Source organism: Aurantimonas marianensis (assembly GCF_024195285.1).
Lineage (GTDB): Bacteria > Pseudomonadota > Alphaproteobacteria > Rhizobiales > Rhizobiaceae > Aurantimonas > Aurantimonas marianensis.
Map to the genome: position 1 here is coordinate 32,405 of NZ_JALHBS010000046.1, position 16,586 is coordinate 48,990.

Annotated in this window: 17 protein-coding genes and 1 pseudogene; 9 read left to right on the plus strand and 9 right to left on the minus strand. The window is 65.8% G+C overall.

Translation table 11 applies throughout. The annotated features are described in order from the left end of the window. Window positions 1-10: 10 nt before the first annotated feature. Window positions 11-514 (minus strand): DUF1499 domain-containing protein, encoded by a 504-nt coding sequence (locus MJ956_RS18900; RefSeq protein ID WP_253964037.1) that lies wholly within the window; start codon window positions 512-514, stop codon window positions 11-13. A 171-nt stretch (window positions 515-685) separates the two neighbouring features. Between MJ956_RS18900 and MJ956_RS08445 the strand changes: the two genes are divergently transcribed. Together MJ956_RS08445 and MJ956_RS08450 are read left to right on the plus strand one after the other, a co-directional pair. Further along, on the plus strand, window positions 686-1,213 hold the full coding sequence (locus tag MJ956_RS08445) for a superoxide dismutase family protein (RefSeq protein WP_253964038.1): 528 nt from the start codon (window positions 686-688) through the stop codon (window positions 1,211-1,213). An 83-nt stretch (window positions 1,214-1,296) separates the two neighbouring features. After that, window positions 1,297-2,370 (plus strand): mechanosensitive ion channel family protein, encoded by a 1,074-nt coding sequence (locus MJ956_RS08450; RefSeq protein ID WP_253964039.1) that lies wholly within the window; start codon window positions 1,297-1,299, stop codon window positions 2,368-2,370. Here the strand turns inward: MJ956_RS08450 and MJ956_RS08455 are convergent. After that, window positions 2,337-2,954: a glutathione S-transferase family protein gene (locus tag MJ956_RS08455; RefSeq protein WP_253964040.1), complete on the minus strand. Its 618-nt coding sequence runs from the start codon at window positions 2,952-2,954 to the stop codon at window positions 2,337-2,339. The two genes, MJ956_RS08450 and MJ956_RS08455, sit on opposite strands and share 34 nt — an antisense overlap. 126 nt (window positions 2,955-3,080) lie before the next feature. Here MJ956_RS08455 and MJ956_RS08460 point away from each other — a divergent pair. The 3 genes and pseudogenes from MJ956_RS08460 (at window position 3,081) to MJ956_RS08470 (ending at window position 5,336) form a co-directional block, all read left to right on the plus strand. Next, window positions 3,081-3,558, plus strand: a pseudogene (locus MJ956_RS08460) (VOC family protein). A 68-nt stretch (window positions 3,559-3,626) separates the two neighbouring features. Next, entirely contained in the window at window positions 3,627-3,980 is a 354-nt protein-coding gene (locus MJ956_RS08465; protein WP_253964041.1) for a DUF1428 domain-containing protein, read from the plus strand. Window positions 3,981-4,130: 150 nt separating this feature from the next. After that, window positions 4,131-5,336, plus strand: a complete 1,206-nt coding sequence (locus MJ956_RS08470; RefSeq protein ID WP_253964042.1) for a pyridoxal phosphate-dependent aminotransferase — start codon at window positions 4,131-4,133, stop codon at window positions 5,334-5,336. Between the two features lie 374 nt (window positions 5,337-5,710). Here MJ956_RS08470 and MJ956_RS08475 read toward each other — a convergent pair whose 3' ends face one another. Further along, a complete protein-coding gene (locus MJ956_RS08475; RefSeq protein ID WP_253964043.1) occupies window positions 5,711-6,154 on the minus strand; it encodes an MgtC/SapB family protein in 444 nt (147 codons plus the stop codon). A 94-nt stretch (window positions 6,155-6,248) separates the two neighbouring features. Further along, window positions 6,249-7,187, minus strand: a complete 939-nt coding sequence (locus MJ956_RS08480; RefSeq protein ID WP_253964044.1) for an alpha/beta fold hydrolase — start codon at window positions 7,185-7,187, stop codon at window positions 6,249-6,251. Window positions 7,188-7,383: 196 nt separating this feature from the next. Between MJ956_RS08480 and MJ956_RS08485 the strand changes: the two genes are divergently transcribed. From MJ956_RS08485 to MJ956_RS08500, 4 genes are all read left to right on the plus strand, one after another. After that, a complete protein-coding gene (locus MJ956_RS08485) occupies window positions 7,384-8,454 on the plus strand; it encodes a ribonuclease T2 family protein (RefSeq protein WP_253964045.1) in 1,071 nt (356 codons plus the stop codon). Between the two features lie 131 nt (window positions 8,455-8,585). After that, complete coding sequence (locus MJ956_RS08490; RefSeq protein WP_253964073.1) at window positions 8,586-9,554, plus strand: DMT family transporter; 969 nt, start codon at window positions 8,586-8,588, stop codon at window positions 9,552-9,554. 235 nt (window positions 9,555-9,789) lie between these two features. After that, complete coding sequence (gene ettA / locus MJ956_RS08495) at window positions 9,790-11,439, plus strand: energy-dependent translational throttle protein EttA (RefSeq protein ID WP_253964046.1); 1,650 nt, start codon at window positions 9,790-9,792, stop codon at window positions 11,437-11,439. Between the two features lie 113 nt (window positions 11,440-11,552). Continuing rightward, window positions 11,553-11,918 (plus strand): hypothetical protein, encoded by a 366-nt coding sequence (locus MJ956_RS08500; RefSeq protein ID WP_253964047.1) that lies wholly within the window; start codon window positions 11,553-11,555, stop codon window positions 11,916-11,918. A 21-nt stretch (window positions 11,919-11,939) separates the two neighbouring features. Here MJ956_RS08500 and MJ956_RS08505 read toward each other — a convergent pair whose 3' ends face one another. The 5 genes from MJ956_RS08505 to MJ956_RS08525 form a co-directional block, all read right to left on the minus strand. Continuing rightward, entirely contained in the window at window positions 11,940-12,716 is a 777-nt protein-coding gene (locus MJ956_RS08505; RefSeq protein ID WP_253964048.1) for a nitrilase-related carbon-nitrogen hydrolase, read from the minus strand. Then, on the minus strand, window positions 12,713-13,519 hold the full coding sequence (locus MJ956_RS08510) for an ABC transporter permease (RefSeq protein ID WP_253964049.1): 807 nt from the start codon (window positions 13,517-13,519) through the stop codon (window positions 12,713-12,715). Before MJ956_RS08510 ends, MJ956_RS08505 begins: the two co-directional genes overlap by 4 nt. Continuing rightward, the gene (locus tag MJ956_RS08515) at window positions 13,516-14,376 is read right to left on the minus strand and encodes an ABC transporter permease (RefSeq protein WP_253964050.1); all 861 of its coding nucleotides are present in this window, start codon (window positions 14,374-14,376) and stop codon (window positions 13,516-13,518) included. Before MJ956_RS08515 ends, MJ956_RS08510 begins: the two co-directional genes overlap by 4 nt. Then, window positions 14,373-15,416 (minus strand): ABC transporter ATP-binding protein, encoded by a 1,044-nt coding sequence (locus MJ956_RS08520; protein WP_253964051.1) that lies wholly within the window; start codon window positions 15,414-15,416, stop codon window positions 14,373-14,375. The genes MJ956_RS08515 and MJ956_RS08520 overlap by 4 nt, the downstream gene beginning before the upstream one ends. A gap of 66 nt (window positions 15,417-15,482) precedes the next feature. Continuing rightward, window positions 15,483-16,571: an ABC transporter substrate-binding protein gene (locus tag MJ956_RS08525; protein WP_253964052.1), complete on the minus strand. Its 1,089-nt coding sequence runs from the start codon at window positions 16,569-16,571 to the stop codon at window positions 15,483-15,485. Window positions 16,572-16,586 lie beyond the last annotated feature (15 nt).

Below are 16,586 nucleotides of genomic sequence, written 5' to 3' on the forward strand. Positions count from 1 at the left end.
CGGCCGGCGCTCAGTCCCGTCGCAACCACCCCGCCCAGACTTTCAGCCGCGCGGCATTGGCGCCGAAATCGCTGTGGCCGAGAAGCGAGCGGGAATAGAGCCGCAGCTGTGTGCCGCCGTCGCCGGCAATGGCCTCGGCATCGACCGTGTCGGGAAACCGCAAGACCGGGGTGCGGGCGACATAGCGGCGATAGTCCGGCCGGGCGCCGTCATCGACGCGGGTGACGTTGCGATCGGCGAGGACGAACGCGTCGAGACGGTCGAGCAGTGCGGCGGGTGCGTCCTGGTAAAGCGGCAGGGCCATGTCGGTCGCGCCATTGCAGGCGCCCGGGAAACAGGCGAGGGCGTCATTCGGGGCGAGGCTGCGGGAGAGATCGGAAAAGCCGACAGCGCCCTGGTCGGCCGGGCCGCCGACAGATCGCCAGAGGCGCTCCGGTCCGGCGAGCAACCCGCCGCCGATCGCAAGCGCGAACAGGGCAAGTAGAATGAGGACGATGCGAAGCGGAAATTTCACGGTGCGGGCTTTCAGGGCGGCTTTGAACGAGGCCGCAAGCAGAGAGCGGCGATTTTGACGCGGGAACGATCGCGGGGCGCGTCCGTTGCGGTTCGAACGGACCGTCTCGTACCCGACCGCGCTCGCGATCGGTCCTTGGCGTCGCCGACCATAACTCCAGGGAGATGTACCATGCGCCTTATAACCACGACCATTGCCGCCGCGCTGCTCGCGGCGCCGGCCCTGGCCCAGGACTCCGCCGGCACCTCACCAGCTCCGACGACCATCGAGATGAAAGGCCCGGACGGCGCGTCGCGCGGTACTGTGGAGATCACCTCGACGCCGCTCGGCGTGCTCTTGAATGGGGATTTCTCGGGCCTCGAAGACGGTCAGCACGGTTTCCACATCCATGAAACCGGCACCTGCGAGGGCGACTTCAGTTCGGCCGGCGGCCATTACAATCCCGGCAATACCGAGCATGGCTATCTGTCCGGGAACGGCCCCCATGCCGGCGACATGCCGAATTTCACCGTCACCGGAGGCACTGCCAAGGTCGAGGTATTCAACGCGATGGTGACGATCGACGGCGGCGAGGCGCCGCTTGCCGACGCGGACGGTTCGGCGCTGATCGTCCATGGCGGCGCCGACGACTACATCTCGCAGCCATCCGGCGATGCCGGCGACCGGGTCGCCTGCGGTGTGATCGCGGCGCCGAAATAAGGGCCGAGAAAGCCTGTGTGAAGCGGTCGCCTGATGCCCGGCGGCCGCTTGTTCAGTGAGAGGCGGCGCCAAAGGACGCAGCGATGCGCAAAGCCTATGCCCAGCAGGAAGCGCCGGCCGGCGAAAGAGCTGCGTCGCCTGAGGAAGACCTTCTCACGGTGGCCGAGCCGATCAGCCTCGATCCTGACGTCATGCTCGGCAAGGTCGAGGGCTGGATTCTCGGCTTTCAGCGGCTGATCCCCAATTTCCTCGCCGCGTTCCTGGTAATTGCCCTGTTCATCCTCATCGGCTGGATCGCTGGCCGGGTTTTCCGCTCATGGGCGCGCCGACGGGGCCGGGCCAATCTCGGCGAGGTCCTCGGCTCGTTCCTCAAATGGGTCTTCATCGTTCTTGGCATCCTGTTTGCGCTGACCATCATTCTTCCTTCCGTACGGCCCGGCGATCTTCTTGCCGGCCTCGGAATCGGGTCGGTCGCCATCGGATTTGCCTTCAAAGACATCTTGCAGAACTGGCTGGCTGGGTTGCTCCTGTTGCTGCGCCAGCCGTTTCAGGTGGGCGACCAGATCATCGTCAACGGCTATGAGGGCACGGTGGACTGGATCGAGACGCGCGCGACGATCATCACCACCTATGACCGTCGCCGGGTGATCATTCCCAATTCCGATGTCTATTCCAACGCGGTGACCGTCAATACGGCGCACAGGCTGCGTCGTTCGCAATACGATGTCGGCATCGGCTATGGCGACAATGTCGCGACGGCGCGCGCGGCGATCCTCGCCGCGCTCGCCGACACGCCGGGTGTCGAGAGCGAGCCGAAATCCGAGGTGCTGGTCTCAGATCTGGCGTCATCGACGGTGAATCTGCGCGTGCGCTGGTGGACGAACTCGGTGCGCACCGACGTGGTTCAAACCCAGGCGGCGGCGCTGGAGGCGATCAAGGCATCGCTCGACAAGGCCGGGATCGACATGCCGTTCGACACCCAGGTGCTGTTGTTTCACGATCAGACGGAAGAGCTCGACGGTGTGCGTGGCCGCCAGCGCGAGGGCTGGCCGAAGCCGGTGGATGGCGAGCCGCCGCGGCCGGCACGCGAGATCGAAGCCGAGAGGGCGGCGGGCGATCGGGATCAATCCGCCGGCAGCCAGTCGAGCGGCCGGTAGCCCGGCAGGGCCTCGACGCGCTTGAGCCAGCCGCCGATGCCCGGATAGATCGCGAGATCGAAGCCGCCCTGGTCCGCCACATGAGTATAGGCATAGAGCGCGATATCGGCCAGGCTGGGAGCGTCGCCGACGAGCCAATCGGCGCGGGACAGGGTCGCTTCCATGACGGCAAGCGCCTTGTTGCCGCCTGCGAGCGTAGCCGCCAGCCGCTCCGGCGTAGCGACCTCCGCCATTTCCGGATAAACCAGCAGCGAGCGCCGCACAGCGACGGTGGGCTCGTGACTGTATTGCTCGAAGAACATCCAGGACAGCATTGTCGCGCGCTCGAACGGGTCGCTCGGAACGAAGCGGCTGTTTTCGCCGAGGTACCAGAGAATGGCATCGGATTCCGGCAGCGTCCGGCCATCCTCTAGTTCCAGCACCGGCACCTTGGCGATGGGATTGAGGGCAAGGAAGCCCGGTTGCTGTGTCGAGCCGTCGAGGGAACTGACCTCGACGTGGCGGAACGGTTTTCCGAGCAGCGCCATCAGCAGCCGCGGCTTGTAGCAATTGCCGGAGTCCTGCATCCCGTGAATGGTGATCATGAATTCGTCCTTCGCCGCGCGACTACCGCCAGCCGCGATAGTGCAGCATCGAGGCGGCGATGGCCAAGCTCGCTTGCTAGCAGCGGAACCAGAACGGCAGAACAGGAGAACGCCGCAATGACCAGGATGCAGAAGATTTCCAGTTGCCTCTGGTTTGACGGGCAGGCGGTGACGGCCGCCGCGTTCTACCTTTGGTGTTTCCCGGCTCGCGGATCGACCGGCTCATGCGCTCGGGCGTCGACTGGCCCGGCGGCGAGGCAGGCTCGGTGGTCCTCGTGGATTTCATCCTTGCCGGCCAGTCGTTTCAGGCGCTGAATGGCGGGCCGCGGGAGCCTTTCAACGACGCGATCTCCTTGTCGGTCAGCTGCGAGGACCAGGCGGAAGTCGACCACTACTGGGCGGCGTTGACCGCCGACGGGGCGCGCCGGTCCAATGCGGCTGGCTCAGGGACAAATTCGGCCTGTCCTGGCAGATCGTGCCGGAGGTCTTGCCGCGAATGTTGCGGGACGACGATCCGGACAAGGCGCGCCGCGTCATGGAAGCGATGATGCAGATGGTGAAGATCGACGTCCGTGCCTTGCAGGAGGCCTATGACGGGCGATGAGGAAGGCGCCGCGCCGATGGTCGGCGCGGCCGGGCGAAGAGCAGTGATTCCGGCTGAAGGAGGAAGCAATGACCTATGTCGATGGATTCGTGGCGGCCGTTCCGACCGCCAATCGGGAGAAGTTCCGCAAACACGCCGAGGACGCGGCGGTGGTCTTCAAGGAGTACGGTGCGCTCAAGGTCGTGGAATGCTGGGGCGATGACGTGCCGGAGGGAAAGGTGACGTCGTTCTCCATGGCGGTTCAGCGCAAGCCGGACGAATCCGTGATCTTTTCCTGGATACTCTGGCCCTCCAAGGAGGTCCGCAACGAGGCGATGCCGAAGCTGATGGAGGATCCGCGCCTCAGCCCGGAGACCAACCCGATGCCGTTCGACGGCAAACGCGTGATCTTCGGCGGCTTCGAGATTCTGATCGAACGCTGAGGCTGGCAGGGGCGAAAGACGCCGGCGGCAGGACGGACGCCCGGCCGCACGTGGCGGTTTGCATCCCGGCTTGCGATGCAAAACGTCTGGGACTAGGGTCCGCGCGCTCCTGCGGGAGCCTTTCCGACGTTCTGACCGGAGTCCTTTTCCATGGCTTTCCTCGCCGCCGCCCTCGATCGCGTCAAGCCGTCCGCCACCATCGCCGTCTCCCAGAAGGCGCGCGAGTTGAAAGCGGCCGGCCGCGATGTCATCGGATTGGGGGCAGGGGAGCCGGACTTCGACACGCCCGACAACATCAAGCGCGCGGCGATCGAGGCGATCAACCGCGGCGAGACCAAATACACGCCGATTTCCGGCATTCCGGAACTGCGCCAGGCGATCTCGAAGAAGTTCAAGCGCGAGAACAATCTCGACTACAAGCCGGAGCAGACCATCGTCGGCACCGGCGGCAAGCAGATCCTGTTCAACGCCTTCATGGCGACGCTGAATCCTGGCGACGAGGTGATCATCCCGGCGCCGTACTGGGTGAGCTATCCGGAGATGGTGGCGATCTGCGGCGGCACCTCCGTCTTCGTCGAGGCCGGCATCGAGACGAACTTCAAGCTGACGCCGGACGCGCTCGAAAAGGCCATCACGCCGCAGACCAAATGGTTCCTGTTCAACTCGCCGTCGAACCCGTCGGGCGCGGCCTATACGCGCGGCGAGTTGAAGGCGCTGACCGACGTGTTGATGCGTCATCCGCATGTCTGGGTGATGACCGACGACATGTACGAGCATCTCGTCTATGGCGACTTCACCTTCACCACGCCGGCGGAAGTCGAACCCGGTCTTTACGATCGCACGCTGACCATCAACGGCGTCTCCAAGGCCTATGCGATGACCGGCTGGCGCATCGGCTATGCCGGCGGGCCGGTGCAACTGATCAAGGCGATGGACATGATCCAGGGTCAGCAGACCTCGGGCGCCTGCTCCATCGCCCAATGGGCGGCGCTCGAGGCGCTGGATGGCCCACAGGATTTCATTGCCACGAACCGCGCCATCTTCGAGGGCCGTCGCGATCTCGTCGTCTCGATGCTGAACCAGGCGAGCGGCATCGAATGTCCCTCGCCGGAGGGCGCCTTCTACGTCTACCCGTCCTGCGCCGGGCTGATCGGCAGGAAGACCGGCGCCGGCAAGGTGATCGCGAGCGACGAGGATTTCGTCTCCGAACTGCTGGAGGCTGAAGGCGTCGCGGTGGTGCAGGGTTCGGCGTTCGGGCTCGGGCCGAATTTCCGGATTTCCTACGCGACCTCGGACGCGCTGCTCGAAGAGGCCTGTTCGCGCATCCAGCGGTTTTGTGCCAGCCTCGACGGCTGAAGGCGAAACGGAGCGCTAAAGTCCTGGGCGCGCGGTTCCGGGCGGAGGGGCCCGTTTCCGCTTGCGGGCACCGACTGCGAAAGAAAAAAGCCGGGCTCGCGAGAACCCGGCTGAAAGAAGGATCTTCCATTGGAAAATCCTGGGAGGAAACAGTCGAAGCGGAACGAAGGGAGGAGGTTTCGCCCGCCCGCGACCTAGACCTCAAATAGTCGTAATCGTATGCAAAGCCATAGATGTTTCGGCATGTCAGCCATGCCTCCCGTGCATGGCAGCCGTATCATGCCGGCGATTGCAGGGCCGTGCCAAGCGGCCCGAAGGAGCAGGCCGCTCATCCAGCCATGGAGCCATGCGTCCGCTGCCGACCGGCGCCGCCCTTACTCGAACGCCTTGATCACGCGCAGCACCACAAGCGTCAGCACCACGGCGATGAATGACAGAAGATATTCGCCGAGCCCGGCACCGAGCCCGACGGCGCCGGCCAGCCAGAGCGAGGCACCCGTGGTCAGTCCATGTACGCGACCGCGCGCCTGGATGATAACGCCGGCCGCGAGAAACGCGACGCCGCTGGTGATCGCCTCGACCACACGCACAGGGTCGGCCCGCACGTCGTCGCTGTCGAAGCGCCCGATCAGCAGCGTCATCAGCAGCGTGAAAAGGCAGGCGCCAATGCCGACCAGCATATGGGTCCGCAAGCCGGCCGGGTGGTCCTTGCTTTCGCGCTCGAAGCCGATCACGCCGCTGAACAAAGCCGCGGCGATCAGCCGACCGGCCTGCCGGGTGGCTTCGCCGAGCATCTCTGGATCGAAGAACTGCTCCATGCCGACCTCACTGACTCCGATCTTGAACGATGCGCAAGGTGTGCGGCCGATCCCGGCGCTTTGACGGGGCTTGTGGGCCGCAAGTGGTCAACGCCTAATTCGCCGGGACGATCCGCTGGAGCCAAGCGGTGAGGCTCGCGATGGCTGGCTCGCGATAGGGCGGCAACTCGTGCAGCGTTTCGTGCCGCGCGCCGTCGATGATCGCGACCGTCACGTCGCGCGCGCCGGCAAGGCGCAGTTGGCCCGCCAACCAGTGGATCGCTTCACCCTTGTCAGTCACCGGATCGGCAGTGCCGCCGAGGAAGTGGATCGGCAGCGCGGGCGGTAGCATGTCGAGCCCGGCCTGCGAACCGCCCTGGAAAATCAGCGTCATCACATCCTCCATCATCGACAAGGTCGGCGAGAAGCCGCAGAGCGGGTCGGCGATATAGGCATCGACCTCGGCGTCATCGTGCGAGAGCCAGTCGAACATCGTGCGGCGCGGCTCGATCGCCTTGCCCCAGGCCTCGAAGGTGGCGCGCTGCAACAGCGCGCTCGGCACGTCGGAGCCCTTCAACGCCTTTTCAGCCTTGAGCGCCAGCCGGCCGACGCGTTCCTGCAGCCCGGTCTGGAAATTGGCGTTCCATACCGCGGCGCCGGCGAGGTCCCGGCCGTGGCTTTCCGCGTAGTTCAGGGCGATCAACCCGCCCATCGAATGACCGAAGACCACCACGGGCAGGCCGGGATAACGGCCGAGCGCATGGGTATGAATCGCCCGGCAGTCGGTGAGCACCTTGTCGGCGCCGTGGCGGCGGGCAAAGCGGCGGAACGGCGCGTCGGAGGCGCTGGTCGAGCCGTGGCCGCGATGGTCATGAGCGAAGACGTGGAAACCGAGGGCGGCAAGCTCGGCGGCGAGGCGGCCATACCGGCCGGCATGTTCGGCAAGGCCGTGATGGACCAGCACGATGCCGCGCGCGTGTCCCTGTGCCTTGCGGCTGTAGACGTGAACCGCCGCGCCGGAGCGGCTGTCTATGGTTTCTCGCAGATCGAACAACACCCCCGTCCTCGTTCGTGGCCGCCAGCGGGATCGCAAGCCGCGTGCCGTGTTTTCAAGCTCGCCGCGAATCGGTATAGCGCGAAGAGGCACCGGCCCAAACCCCCTGAGGCGGTCCCCTTGGCGCGGTCAGCCCGTTGCCGCATCTGGCGGGCGGCCTTTCCCGCGTCGTCGCTCTGACGTATCGAATGACCGCATGAAACGCTTTTGCCTGCTTGCCGCGCTCCTGCTCGTCGCCCCATCCGCATTCGCACAGGTGCCGATGACCGGCCGCTTCGTCGCCGAGGCGCGCTGTCCGGCGCTGCAATCAATTCGCAAACAGACCAACCCCGGCGGCATCGCGACGGAGCCGGGCGTCGAATATGTGCTGGTCGGCCGCAACGCCGAGGCGGCGACGCATTATTATGTCGTGATTCCAGATGCCGAGCCGCCGCGCCGCTGGGTCGCCGTCGGCTGTGGCCGGGTGGAGGCCGACGGCGTCTCGGCCGCAGCGGGTGAGGATTCGACAAGCGATGCCGCGTCGAGACGGGGCGCCGAGGCGTTGGCGAAGGCGTTGGGCCAGGGATGGGCCGAGGGCCGAAGAGATGATCGGGAAACGCCGCCATCCGGCGACCAGCGTTCCGGTTCAGGCGCCACTGTGCTCGCGGCCAGTTGGCACGCTGCGTTTTGCGAGACCAAGCCGAGAGCAAGGGACTGCCGGAACGGCGGTGAGGATGGCGGCTTCGTGCTGCACGGGCTCTGGCCGCAGCCCCGTGGCAACGAGTATTGTGGCGTCGCCGCCGAGATCGTGTCGGCGGATCGGGCCGGCGACTGGAGCGCGTTGCCGGAGCCGCAATTGAGTCGCGCTACGCGGCGGGCGCTCGATGCGGTCATGCCGGGGGCCGAGGCGATTCTCGACCGGCACCAATGGGTCAAGCACGGCAGCTGCTACGGGGCGGACGCGGAGGAGTATTTCGCCGATGCGGTGGCGCTGATCGGCAAGCTCAACGCATCGCCCGTCCGACGGCTATTCGTCGACAGCCTCGGTCAGCAGCTCGACGCGCCGGTCATCCGCGCTGGCTTCGACAAGGCCTTCGGGCACGGCGCCGGACAGCGCGTGCTGATCGACTGCGCCCGCGACGGCGGGCGCCAGCTGATCGCGGAGCTGCGTATCAATCTGGCCGGAACGATCACGCCGCAAACCGATCTCGGCGATCTGATCCGCGCCGCGAATCCAGCAGGCGGCGGCTGTCGCGGCGGCGTCGTCGACGCGGCGGGCTGGCAATAGCGGGACTGTCCGGAAATCGGGTCGTGGTCGTCGGCAAGTCTCCATAGGGTCCGGTTCGACACTCGGGAGCCGATTCGCCCATGCGCCGCCAGACCGACAGCTCGTTGCCCGCCGCGACGATCAGCTGCGCGATGACCCTTGGCGAATGGGGCATGTTGCTCACCCTCTCTGTGCTGTGGGGCGGCTCCTTCTTCTTCACCGAGGTCGCGGTGAAGGAGCTGCCGCCCTTCACCATCGTCGTGCTGCGGGTGGGCCTCGCCAGCGTGATCCTGTTCGCCGCGCTTCGGCTGCTCGGCGTCAGGATGCCGAGGGAGCGGCGCGTCTGGGCCGCCTTCTTGGTCATGGGCCTGATCAACAACGCCGTGCCGTTCAGCCTGTTCGTCTGGGGCCAGACCCAGATCGCGTCGGGCCTCGCGGCCATCCTCAACGCCACCACCCCGCTGTTCACCGTCCTCGTCGCGCATGTCCTGACCGATGACGAGAAACTGACCGGCAAGCGATTGGCCGGTGTCGTCGCCGGTCTCGGCGGCGTCGCGATGATGATCGGGCCGGCGGCGCTGGAAGGTCTCGGCCTCGGGGTTGTAGCGCAATTGGCCTGTCTGGCGGCGGCGTTCTCCTATGCGCTGGCCGGCATCTTCGGCCGGCGGTTCAAGCGCATGGGCGTCGCGCCGCTGGCGACGGCCACCGGACAGGTGACGGCGTCGACGCTCCTGTTGCTGCCGCTGGCGCTCGTCGTGGACCGGCCCTGGACGTTGGCGATGCCGAGCTTGCCGACCGTCGGCGCGATCCTTAGCATCGCGGCCCTGTCGACGGCACTCGCCTATGTTCTTTATTTTCGCATTCTGGCGACGGCGGGCGCGACCAATCTGCTGCTGGTCACATTCCTGATTCCGGTCAGCGCCATCCTTCTGGGTTGGCTGGTGCTGGGCGAGCGCCTCGCCCCGCGTCATTTCCTCGGCATGGGGCTGATCGGGGTGGGCCTCGCGGCCATCGACGGGCGACTCCTTCGGCTCGTCCGCTGGGGGCCTCGGTCGGCGCGCCGCAGGGGGGAGGATGCCGGAACGGCTGAAGCGACAGTCCACCGGAGACGCGACATTTAAGACATGATGCCTGGCTCAACCGTCAGAGATTTTCCGCCCATGTCTTGATCGCGATGTCCTCGCTCCAGACCGAGCGCGGCTGGTCAAGAAGGGCCAAGTCGGCATGCGAACGGTGTGTCTCAGTTTCACCCGGCGTCTCTCGGATGGCCGCCCCAGCCCGTTGCCCCGAGGCGCGGGATGGCTTAGGTACGGCGCAACTTCTCATTCCCCTCATCATACGGAGCGGCAGCGCGCCATGGCACGCCAGTTCATCTATCACATGTCCGGACTTACCAAGGCCTACGGCAACAAGAAGGTCCTGGAGAACATCCACCTTTCCTTCTACCCCGACGCCAAGATCGGCATTCTCGGTCCGAATGGTTCGGGTAAATCGACGCTTCTGAAAATCATGGCCGGCGAGGACAAGGAGTTCACCGGCGAGGCCTGGGCGGCCGAAGGCGCCAAGGTCGGCTATCTGCCGCAGGAGCCGCATCTCGACGAGACCAAGACCGTCTTCGAGAACGTCATGCAGGGCGTCGCCGAAAAGCAGGCGATCCTCGATCGCTACAACGAACTGATGATGAACTACTCCGAGGAGACGGCGGAGGAGGGGGCGAAGCTCCAGGATCTGATCGACGCCCAGAATCTGTGGGACCTGGAGTCGCAGGTCGAGATGGCGATGGACGCGCTGCGCTGTCCGCCGGCCGACGCTGAGATCGCGCCGCTGTCCGGCGGCGAGAAGCGCCGGGTGGCGCTCTGCCAACTGCTGTTGTCGAAGCCCGACATCCTGTTGCTCGACGAGCCGACCAACCATCTCGACGCCGAGACCATCCTGTGGCTGGAAAAGCACCTGCGCGAATACGAGGGCTCGGTGTTGATGGTCACCCACGACCGCTACTTCCTCGACAACGTCACCGGCTGGATTCTCGAGCTCGATCGCGGTCGCGGCATGCCTTACGAGGGCAACTATTCGGTCTATCTGGAAAAGAAGGCCAAGCGGATGAAGCAGGAGGGCCGGGAGGACGACGCGCGCATGCGCGCGCTGACCCGCGAGCGCGAATGGATCCAGCAGGGAGCCAAGGCCCGCCAGTCGAAGTCCAAGGCGCGGATCAAGGCCTATAACGAGCTGGTCGAGATCGCCGAAAACCGCAAGCCGGCGGACGGCAAGATCGTCATCCCGACCGGCGAGCGGCTCGGCAACCGGGTCATCGAGGTCGAGAACCTGACCAAGAGCTACGGCGACCGGGTGCTGATCGAAAACCTTTCGTTCAAGCTGCCGGCCGGCGGCATCGTCGGAATCATCGGGCCGAACGGCGCCGGCAAGTCGACCCTGTTCAAGATGATCACTGGCCAGGAAGAGCCCGACAGCGGCAAGATCGAGGTCGGCGAGACGGTGGATCTTGGCTATGTCGACCAGAGCCGCGACGATCTCGCCCCCAACAAGACGGTCTGGGAAGAGGTGTCGGGCGGCGTCGACATCATGAAGCTCGGCAAATACGAGATGAACAGCCGGGCCTATGTCGGCAACTTCAACTTCAAGGGCGGCGACCAGCAGCAGAAGGTCGGGACGCTCTCGGGCGGCCAGCGCAACCGGGTGCATCTCGCCAAGATGCTCAAATCCGGCGCCAACGTCATCCTGCTCGACGAGCCGACAAACGATCTCGACACCGAGACCCTCACGGCGCTCGAGGACGCGCTGGAGGAATATGCCGGCTGCGCCGTGGTGATCAGCCATGATCGCATGTTCCTCGACCGGCTGGCGACGCACATCCTGGCCTTCGAGGGCGACAGCCACGTTGAGTGGTTCGAGGGCAATTTCGAGGATTACGAGCAGGACAAGATCCGCCGCCTCGGCCCGGAATCGGTCAACCCGAAGCGGCCGACCTACAAGCGCCTGACGCGGTAGGGCGCGGGAAAGGGCAAGGCGGCCGGTTTCGGCCGTCGCGGGAGGCGCGCATCTGCTTGCCGGCCTCTCCCTGCGGCACCGGTGCCGTGCTAATCTCTCAACGATACGGCCACATGAGGTGGCCGGTTCGCTGGGAGGCGATCATGGTGTCGACCAAGGCATGGAAGAGGGCGGGCGGCCTTGCGGGGCTCGCCCTCGTCGTTTTCGCGACGGGCGCCGAGGCCAAGCCGGCGAAGTGCTTCGCCACTGACGACGGTTATTTCGGCTGCGATTTTAAGATGACGGATTCGGCCGGCAGCTTCACCATCGAAGGACCGGCGGTCACCTACATCCTCCTGGTCGACAGCCCCGGCTACGCCTCCGGCTTCGTCAATCTCGGCACTCGCAACATTCCGCTCGCCGGAACCTATGTGCGGGAGCGGGACGATCCCGCCTGCTGGGCGAACGCCGAGACGAATACGAAAATCTGCGCCTGGTAGGCAGTTCGGCAACCAGTCGCCTCAAACCGCCCGCAGCTCGTCGAGATAGGGATTCTGCTCCTTGCTAGCCGTGAAGGCGCCGGGATCGATGTCGGCGATCAGCCTCGCCGGCTCGTTCTCGCCGGCCTCGGCGAGGCGGCTGCCGTCGGGCGCGGCGATCGAGGACAGGCCCTGATAGGTAAAGCGCTCGTCCGCGCCGCACCAATCCGCATAGACCACGAAGACCTGGTTTTCGAAGGCTCGCACCGGGATCACGTTGCGGGCGATGAAGTGTGCCGCCGGGCTCCTCGGCAGTGCCGTCGGCACCAGCACGATCTCGGCGCCGCGCCTGGCGAGATCGCGGACATGTTCGGGAAACTCGACGTCGAAACAGACCAGCAGGCCGGCCTTCATCCCGCCGATGTCGACGATGGGGGGAGGGATATCGCCGGCGCGAAACAGCGTCTTTTCGTAAGCGCCGTAAAGCTGGCGCTTGGCGTAGACGACCGGTTCCTCGCCGGGACGCAAAAGTACCGCGGCGTTGACGATCGCGCCGTCGCGTTGGAGTGCGATGCCGGAGACGATGGCGACATCGCTCTGGGCGGCAAGACGGGCGAGGGCCGCCAAATCGTCGTCGCCACGCGCCCGCGCCTCGTCCTTGATCGCTTCGCCGGCGCCGTAGCCGGGCAGGGCGAGTTCAGGAAACACCGCGAGCGTTGCGCCCGCTTGTTTCGCCTCGGCGACATGGGCTTCGATCGCCGCGAGTCGGGCGGAAGAGGCCTCGCCGCTGGCGGAAAGCTGGAACGCAGCGACCCTCATGTCTCGTCGCCCGCGCTCCAGGCGCCGAGCAGCCGCGGCAGATCGCCGAAGCGCGCGACGAGGCCGAAGACGACCACGGCGACCCCGACGAACAGGATCGAGACGCTGGCCATGGTCGGCGTGTAGCCGTAGCGCAGCGCGTTGAAGATCTTGATCGGCACCGTCTCGAAGGTGAAGCCCACCGTCATGTAGGCGACGATATATTCGTTCAGCGACAGCACGAAGGCGAAGGCGAAGCCGGAGACGATGTAGGGGGCGATCATCGGCAAGACGATCGTCGACAGGATGATGCGCTCGTCGGCGCCCATGGTCCGCGCCGCCTCGGTCACCTCCCGGTCGATGGTCGAAAAGCCGAGCGACAGCGTCACCAGCGGCAGGCTGGTGAAGAAGATCGCGTGCGAGATGACGACGCTGTACCAGGCGCCGTAGGACCCGACCGTCGCCCAGAAGCTCAACGCGCCCAGCGCGGTGATCACCGGCGGCAGCACGAAGGGCGAGATGCCGAGGGTCTGGATCAGCCGGCCGACGAGGCTGACGCGTTTCCACAGCGCATAGGCGATCGGCAGGGCGATGAGGACGGAGAGCGTCGCCGCGCCGAGGGCAATCAGGACCGATGTCGTCAGGGCGCTGCGCCAGTCACCATCGGTGAAGATCTGGGCGTACCAATCCAGCGAAAAGCCTTCGGGCGGAAAGGTCAGGCTGCGCTTTTCGTTGACCGAGACCCCGGCGATGACGACCAGCGGGCCGGCGAGGAACAGCGCGACGAGGAAGAGGAAGAACCGGGTAAAAAACCGCTCGCTCATGCTGGTTTCCCCTTGTGGCCGAGCACGGTCGTCAACAGCACGAGCAACAGGCTGGCGATGACGAGGAAGACCGCCATTGCCGCCGCGAAGGGCATGTTCGACTGGTAGATCGCCTGATCGGTGATCAGCACCGACAGCGTCCAGTGCTGCGGCCGGCCGAGCAGTTGCGGCAAGAGATAAGCGCCGAGGGCGAAGACGAAGACGATGATGAAGGTGGCGATCAGCGTCGTGCGCATTGCCGGCAGGATGACGGTCAGGAACGAGCGGACCGGCGAGGCGCCGAGGGTGCGCGCGGCTTCCGCCAGCGACGGGTCGAGACGGGAGAAGGACGGGTAGAGCACGAGCACCGCATAGGGCAGCGCCTGATAGACCATGCCGGCGAGGACGGCGCCGAAACTCGGGCTCCAGGAATCGGGGCCATCCATCAGCCCGATCGCCGCGAAAAGGTTGGAGATGCCGGCGGTACGGCTCAAGAGCGTCGACCAGGCAAAGCCGATGATCACCTCCGACAGCGACAGGACGGCAAGCATCGCGACCAACCACGGCACCTGCGCCCGCCGCGACAGTCTCGTGAGAAGATAGGTGAACGGCGCGCCGACGGTCAGGCAGATGGCCGAGACGGCAGCCGACAGGGCGAGCGAGAACAGCAGCACCTCACCGAAGAACAGGCTGAGGAAGCGGGCATAGTTCGCGGTGGTGAAGATCGGTACGTAGAAGCCGCCCTGCACCCGCTCGAAGAACGACACCGCGATCATCAGCCCGAACGGCACGACGAAGAAAGCGAACAGCATCAGCGCCGGAAAAACGAGCGGCAGTTGGCCGCCCGAACGCTGGCCCGCGGTGGCCGGCGCGCTCATCGGTGCTCGCCGTCGGGAAAGACGACGATGGTTTCCGGATCGAGCCCGAGTGAGACCTTGTCGCCGACGGCGAGCCCACCGCTGCCTGCCGGCCTTTGGGCGATGATGCGGCCGGCGGCTGTGTCGAGATAAACCTCGACCGCCGAGCCCATGTCGCGGATGAACTCGACGCTCGCCGCGATCGGTGCCTCGCCTTCCGGCCGCACCGACACGTCTTCGGGCCGCAGGGAGATTTCGGCCGTGCGCCGCCCTGCCGGCAGCGCGAGGCCTGGAATCGGTGCGCCGGCGACATGGACCGCCCCGCCATCGAGCGATGCGGTCAAAAGATTGGTCTGACCGAGGAAGTCGGCGACGAAGGGGTCGACCGGCCGGCGATAGATGTCGATCGGCCGGTCCATCTGCAGGATGCGTCCGCCCTTCATGACGACGATCTTGTCGGCCATGGTCATCGCCTCGCGCTGGTCGTGGGTGACGACGATGGTGGTAACGCCGAGGCGTTGCTGAAGCTGGCGCAGTTCCACCTGCATCGCCTCGCGCAGCTTGGCGTCGAGCGCCGACAAGGGCTCGTCGAGGAGGAACAGCTTCGGCGAAACCGCGAGCGCGCGGGCGATCGCCACCCGCTGGCGCTGGCCGCCGGAAAGCTGCGACACCGCGCGGTCGGCGACGCCGGGAAGCCGCACCATGTCGAGCAGTTCGGCGACCCGCGCCTCGCGTTCCGCCTTGCCCCGGCGGCGGATCTTGAGGGGATAGGCAATGTTCTCGCCGACGGTCAGATGCGGAAACAGCGCCAGCGACTGGAACACCATCCCGAAGTCGCGCTTGTGCACCGGACGGTCGCCGATCGCTGCGCCATCGAAGCGCACGTCGCCGGCGCTTGGCGTTTCCAGCCCGGCGACGATCCGCATCAGCGTGGTCTTGCCGCAGCCGGACGGGCCGAGCAGACAGACGAAGCTGCCGGCCGGCACGTTCAGCACGGCGTCGTCGACCGCGACGACGGAACCGTAGCGCTTGGTGACGTTGACGAGTTCGAGACCGCTCATCGCTTGTGTCCGGTAATTAAGGCCGGTCATCGCAAGGACGACCGGCCGATTTCGCGAGGGCGGGGCTCAGCCGACGATCAGCTCAGTCCATTTCTGGTTCAGCCAGTCGGCCTTGTCGACATAGAGATCGTAGCGCGGCACGATCGGGTCGATCTCGGACGAGACCGCCGCGAACTCCTCGTCGGTGAGGTCGAGCGACGCGCGCTTGATCACCGGGGCGGTGCCGACCTTGCGGGCGAGCAGCGCCTGGATTTCAGGCTGCGTCATGTAGTCGATGAATTCATGGGCGAGATCGAGCTTCTCCGAAGCCTTGGTCACCGCCCAGCAGCCCGAATCCGAGATGCCGCCTTCCTTCGGGAAGGTCGAGCGCACCGGGAAACCGTCGGCGGCGGCAAGGCCGGTGACGTCGTGATAATACTGGCCCATCGGGATTTCGCCCGACTTCAGCGCCTGCTCGAACTGCGCCTCGTCGCGGTACCAGAGCTGGACGTTGGGCTTCAGCTCGGCGAGCTTGTCCATGACCTTGAGAATGCCCTCCTCGGTGTCGAGGATGTCGGTGCCGCCGAAGAAGGTCTTCGCCGTCACTTCCAGCAGGAACGAGTTGGAGACCAGCGCGAGCAGCCCGAGCTTTTCCTTGTTGGCCGGGTCCCAGAACGCCTGCCAGCTCTCCGGCGCGTCCGGATAGGTGTCGGTGTTGGTGACGAGGGTGATGTACCAGGCCACAGCGCCGATGCCCGCCACCCGGCCGTCGGGATATTCGACGATGAAAGGCGGCAGCACGTCGCCGGAATTGGCGATCCTGCTCGTATCGAGCGGCGCCCAGAGCTCGGTCGATAGCCCCTTGCGCATGGCGACCTGCGACATCATCGAGACGTCGGCGGGAGCGGCGCCGGCGCGGGCGGCCTGTTCGAGCTGGACCAGCCAGGCCTCGCCGGTCGGTTCGGCGACGCTTTCGACGGCGATCCCTGACGCCTCGGTGAAGGCCGGGAAGATGTTGTTGTCGAAAGAATCCTTGAAGTAACCGCCGTAAACGCCGATCTTCAAAGACTTATCCTGCGCCCTCAGAATGGAGGGCATGGCCAGGCTCGCGCCGGCCATCGTCGCTCCGGCGAGGAGCGTGCGACGGTTGATGAGGAACGGGGTTCGCGTCGTCATTTCCAGTCTCCTTGG

Coding starts and splice junctions, on each gene's coding strand:
- MJ956_RS08445 (WP_253964038.1), top strand. CDS start 686: ATGCGCCTTATAACCACGACCATTGCCGCCGCGCTGCTCGCGGCGCCG.
- MJ956_RS08450 (WP_253964039.1), top strand. CDS start 1,297: ATGCGCAAAGCCTATGCCCAGCAGGAAGCGCCGGCCGGCGAAAGAGCT.
- MJ956_RS08455 (WP_253964040.1), bottom strand. CDS start 2,954: ATGATCACCATTCACGGGATGCAGGACTCCGGCAATTGCTACAAGCCG.
- MJ956_RS08465 (WP_253964041.1), top strand. CDS start 3,627: ATGACCTATGTCGATGGATTCGTGGCGGCCGTTCCGACCGCCAATCGG.
- MJ956_RS08470 (WP_253964042.1), top strand. CDS start 4,131: ATGGCTTTCCTCGCCGCCGCCCTCGATCGCGTCAAGCCGTCCGCCACC.
- MJ956_RS08475 (WP_253964043.1), bottom strand. CDS start 6,154: ATGGAGCAGTTCTTCGATCCAGAGATGCTCGGCGAAGCCACCCGGCAG.
- MJ956_RS08485 (WP_253964045.1), top strand. CDS start 7,384: ATGAAACGCTTTTGCCTGCTTGCCGCGCTCCTGCTCGTCGCCCCATCC.
- MJ956_RS08490 (WP_253964073.1), top strand. CDS start 8,586: ATGACCCTTGGCGAATGGGGCATGTTGCTCACCCTCTCTGTGCTGTGG.
- ettA (WP_253964046.1), top strand. CDS start 9,790: ATGGCACGCCAGTTCATCTATCACATGTCCGGACTTACCAAGGCCTAC.
- MJ956_RS08500 (WP_253964047.1), top strand. CDS start 11,553: ATGAGGTGGCCGGTTCGCTGGGAGGCGATCATGGTGTCGACCAAGGCA.
- MJ956_RS08505 (WP_253964048.1), bottom strand. CDS start 12,716: ATGAGGGTCGCTGCGTTCCAGCTTTCCGCCAGCGGCGAGGCCTCTTCC.
- MJ956_RS08510 (WP_253964049.1), bottom strand. CDS start 13,519: ATGAGCGAGCGGTTTTTTACCCGGTTCTTCCTCTTCCTCGTCGCGCTG.
- MJ956_RS08515 (WP_253964050.1), bottom strand. CDS start 14,376: ATGAGCGCGCCGGCCACCGCGGGCCAGCGTTCGGGCGGCCAACTGCCG.
- MJ956_RS08520 (WP_253964051.1), bottom strand. CDS start 15,416: ATGAGCGGTCTCGAACTCGTCAACGTCACCAAGCGCTACGGTTCCGTC.
- MJ956_RS08525 (WP_253964052.1), bottom strand. CDS start 16,571: ATGACGACGCGAACCCCGTTCCTCATCAACCGTCGCACGCTCCTCGCC.